The sequence below is a fragment of the Lysobacter zhanggongensis genome, from assembly GCF_046638635.1.
Lineage (GTDB): Bacteria > Pseudomonadota > Gammaproteobacteria > Xanthomonadales > Xanthomonadaceae > Novilysobacter > Novilysobacter luteus.
The window spans coordinates 1-4349 of the sequence record NZ_JBJXHK010000128.1; the positions used below are offsets into that span (position 1 = coordinate 1).

The 4349-nt window shown below is 69.6% G+C and carries 3 protein-coding genes; 2 read left to right on the forward strand and 1 reads right to left on the reverse strand.

Features of this window, described 5'->3' with window-relative positions:
* Both ACKVMH_RS12875 and ACKVMH_RS12880 read left to right on the forward strand, forming a co-directional pair.
* Window positions 1–434, forward strand: a 434-nt coding sequence (locus ACKVMH_RS12875) for an efflux RND transporter periplasmic adaptor subunit (RefSeq protein ID WP_412700596.1), incomplete at its 5' end; no start/stop codon positions are given.
* Between the two features lie 14 nt (window positions 435–448).
* Window positions 449–3628 (forward strand): efflux RND transporter permease subunit, encoded by a 3180-nt coding sequence (locus tag ACKVMH_RS12880; protein ID WP_412700597.1) that lies wholly within the window; start codon window positions 449–451, stop codon window positions 3626–3628.
* Window positions 3629–3649: 21 nt separating this feature from the next.
* Here the strand turns inward: ACKVMH_RS12880 and ACKVMH_RS12885 are convergent.
* The coding region (locus tag ACKVMH_RS12885) for an ABC transporter ATP-binding protein (protein WP_412700598.1) at window positions 3650–4349 on the reverse strand (700 nt) is incomplete at its 5' end.

A 4349-nucleotide genomic window follows, 5' to 3' on the forward strand; every position in this document is an offset into this window, starting at 1 on the left:
CCGATCCCGAGCGGCGCTGGCCTGGCCGGGTGCGGGAGATCGCGCCCATGGCCGACCCGGCTTCGCGCACCTTTGCCGCGCGCGCGGTGGTGGAAGCGCCGGCCGGGGCGCTCGAACTCGGCCAGAGCGCCCGCGTGCACGTGGACACCAACGGCGACCGCGAAGGCCTGAGTGTCCCGTTGTCGGCGCTACAGCGCGTCGGCGAGGACGCGGTGGCGGTGTTCGTGGTCGACCCGGCGACTTCCACCCTCAAGCTGCAGCCGGTGCAGGTGGGCGCGTACGGCAACGAGCGCGTCCCGGTCACCGGCGGGCTGGACCGCCAGGCCTGGGTCGTCGCCGCCGGCGGGCACCTGCTGCGCGAAGGCCAGAAGGTGCAACCGGTCGACCGTGACAACCGCCCCGTGCGCGGTCCGTCCGCGGCCGCGGTCGACTGAGCGGAACCGCGACGATGCGCTTCAACCTGTCCGAGTGGGCGCTGCGGCACCGCAGCCTGGTGGTCTACGCGATGCTGGTGCTGGCGATCGCCGGCGCATTCTCCTACCTCAAGCTCGGCCGGAGCGAGGACCCCGCCTTCACCTTCAAGGTGATGGTGATCCATACCGTGTGGCCCGGCGCGACCGCCGAGCAGGTCGCCCGGCAGGTGACCGACCGGATCGAGCGCAAGCTGATGGAAACGGGCGAGTACGAGTTCATCCGCTCGTACTCACGCCCCGGCGAGTCGCAGGTGATCTTCGCCGCGCGCGACTCGATGCGGTCGGGTGAGATCCCGGATCTGTTCTACCAGGTGCGCAAGAAGGTCGGCGACCTGCGCCCCGAACTGCCGCGCGACATCGTCGGGCCGTTCTTCAACGATGAGTTCGGCGACACCTTCGGCAACATCTACGCGCTCACCGGCGAAGGCTTCGACTACGCGGTGATGAAGGACTACGCCGAGCGCGTGCAACTGGCGCTGCAGGCGGTCCCCGACGTCGGCAAGATCGAACTGTTCGGCGTCCAGGACGAGAAGATCTGGATCGAGCTTTCCAATACCAAGCTGGCGACGCTGGGCGTGCCCGCCTCGGCGGTCCAGCAGGCGCTGGAGCAGCAGAACGCGATGGTGCCGGCTGGTTTCTTCGAAACGCCGGGCAACCGCGTGCCGGTGCGCATCAGCGGACAGTTCCGCAGCGTCGAGCAGATCCGGGATTTCCCGATCCGGGTCGGTGACCGCACCTTCCGGCTCGGCGACGTGGCCGAGGTCGGTCGCGGTTTTGCCGACCCGCCTGGCCCGGGCATGCGCTTCATGGGCGACAACGCGATCGGCATCGGCGTGTCGATGAAGCAGGGCGGCGACATCCTGGAACTGGGCGAGACGCTGGAGGCGCGCTTCGCCGAACTGCAGGCGACCCTGCCGGCCGGGATGGAACTGCACAAGGTCTCCGACCAGCCGGCGGCGGTGGAGGAATCGGTCGGCGAGTTCGTCAAAGTGCTGACCGAGGCGGTGGTCATCGTGCTGCTGGTGAGCTTCCTGTCGCTGGGCGTGCGGACCGGCCTGGTGGTCGCGCTGTCGATCCCACTGGTGCTGGCGATGACGTTCTTCGTCATGGACCTGCTCGGGGTCGGCCTGCACAAGATCTCGCTTGGCGCACTGGTGCTCGCGCTCGGGCTTCTGGTGGACGACGCGATCATCGCGGTGGAGATGATGGCCATCAAGATGGAGCAGGGCTTCGACCGCCTGCGCGCGGCGGCGTTCGCGTGGGACAGCACCGCGTTCCCGATGCTGACCGGCACGCTGATCACCGCGGCCGGCTTCCTGCCGATCGCGACCGCGGCCTCGAGCACGGGCGAGTACACCCGCTCGCTGTTCGAGGTGGTGACGATCGCGCTGCTGGTGTCGTGGATCGCCGCGGTGGCGTTCATCCCGTACCTGGGCGACAAGCTGCTGCCTGGTATTGACAGGAACGCTGGCGGCCACGCGGCCCCGCCCACGCCGGGTTCGTTGGCGGCGCGCTGGCAGGGGCAGCGCGAGCGCTGGGCAGACCGCTTCCCGGCGTTTGCCGACGTGATCGCGCCGATGCCGCACGACGGCCACCTGCACGACCCGTACGGCACGCGCTTCTACCAGCGTTTCCGCCGCTGGCTGGTGTGGTGCGTGCGGCGGCGCTGGCTGGTGATCGGCCTGACGGTCGCCGGTTTCGTGGCCTCGGTGTTGATGTTCCGGTTCGTTCCGCAGCAGTTCTTCCCCGATTCGGTTCGGCCCGAACTGATGGTCGACATGGAGCTGGCCGAGGGCAGCTCGCTGAAGGCCACCGCCACCCAGGTCGAGCGGCTTGAGGAGTTGCTCGCCGCGCGCGGCGACCTGGTCAACTACACCGCCTATGTCGGCACGGGGTCGCCGCGGTTCTACCTGCCGCTCGACCAGCAGCTGCCGGCCGCCAACTTCGCCCAGTTCGTGCTGATGCCCGAGAGTCTCGAGGCACGCGAGGCGGTGCGCAGCTGGATGATCGAGGAGGTCGTGCCGAAGTTCCCCGAGCTGCAGTTGCGCGTGACCCGCCTCGAGAACGGCCCGCCGGTCGGCTACCCGGTGCAGTTCCGGGTGTCGGGCGAGCACATCGAGCAGGTACGCGCGATTGCCTATGCCGTGCGCGGGAAGATCCGCGAGAACCCGCACGTGGCAAACGTGAACCTCGACTGGGACGAGCCCGGCAAGGTGGTGCTGCTGCAGGTCGACCAGGACCGCGCTCGCGCGCTGGGCATTACCTCGGCGCAGCTGGCGCAGGTGCTCGGCAGTTCGCTGTCGGGCAGCCAGGTGAGCACGTTCCGCGAGGGCGACGAGCTGATCGGCATGATGCTGCGCGGCGCCGACGCCGAGCGCGTGCAGCTCGACGAGCTCGACAGCCTGATGGTCCCCACCGCCAGCGGGCAGAGCGTGCCGCTGGGCCAGGTCGCAACCATCGAGTACGGCTTCGAAGAGGGGATCATCTGGCACCGCGACCGCAAGCCGACGATGACCGTGCGCGCCGACATCTACGACGGCACCCAGCCGGCGACGGTGATGGCGCAGATCTCGCCGACGCTCGACGCGATCCGCGCCGGACTGCCTTTCGGCTACTCGGTCGAGATCGGTGGCAGCGTCGAGGACTCCGCCCGCGGGCAGAACTCCATCATCGCCGGCGTGCCGCTGTTCCTGTTCGTCGTGTTCACCCTGCTGATGCTGCAGCTGCGCAGCTTTTCGCGCAGCATCATGGTGCTGCTGACCGCGCCGCTGGGGCTGATCGGCGTGACCCTGTTCCTGCTGGTGTTCCGGGTGCCGTTCGGCTTCGTGGCGATGCTCGGCACGATTGCGCTGGCCGGCATGATCATGCGCAACTCGGTGATCCTGGTCGACCAGATCGAGCAGGACCGCGAGGACGGCCGCGAGCCGTGGCAGGCGATCGTGGAGGCCACGGTGCGGCGGTTCAGGCCGATCGTGCTGACCGCGCTGGCGGCGATCCTGGCGATGATCCCGCTGTCGCGCAGCGCCTTCTTCGGACCGATGGCGGTGGCGATCATGGGCGGCCTGCTGGTCGCCACGGTGCTGACGCTGTTCTTCCTGCCTGCGCTGTACGCGGCGTGGTTCAGGGTCAGGGTTCCGGCGGACGCGGCGCGCTGAACCCGCGCGCCCGCGGGCGCGTCAGTCGCCGGTACCGGCCAGCACTTCGCCGCCCGGTTGCGGCGGGTGTTCGAACACGATGACGTGCTCCAGGTCCAGCCGGATGCCGATCCGCTGGCCGATGGCATGGTCGTGGTGGGATGGCACCAGCGCCTCCACCAGGTCGCCCCCCTCGAGCTGCAGCGCGTAGAGGAAGTCGGCGCCGCGGAAATGCCGGCGTACGATTCGTGCCTGCAGCGGCGCGTCGTCGTCGTGGATGACGTCGTCCGGGCGCAGCAACATTTCCACCCGCGAACCCGTCGGCGCGCCCAGGCGGTGGTCGGCGGCGAGCACGCCGAAGGCGGTGTGCACGTGGTCCGCGTCGACGACGGTCGCCGGCAGCAGCACGCCCTCTCCGACGAAGCCGGCGATGAAACGGTTCGCCGGGCGGTGGTAGAGGTCGTAGCCGCTGGCCCACTGCTGCAGCCGCCCATCGCCGATCACGCCAATGCGGTCGGCCATCGCGAAGGCCTCGACCTGCGAGTGCGTCACCAGCAGCGCGCCGATGCCGGCGGCCTTCAGCGCCTCGCGCACCTGCACCGCCAGGCGCTCGCGCAAATCGGGATCAAGGCTCGAGAAAGGTTCGTCCAGCAACACCAACCGCGGTTGCGGCGCCAGCGCGCGCGCCAGCGCGACGCGCTGCTGCTGGCCGCCGGAGAGCCGGTGCGGCTGGCGGTCGGCG

Excerpts from the sequence above, each read along its gene's own strand:
- ACKVMH_RS12880 (WP_412700597.1), top strand. The coding sequence starts at position 449 with ATGCGCTTCAACCTGTCCGAGTGGGCGCTGCGGCACCGCAGCCTGGTG.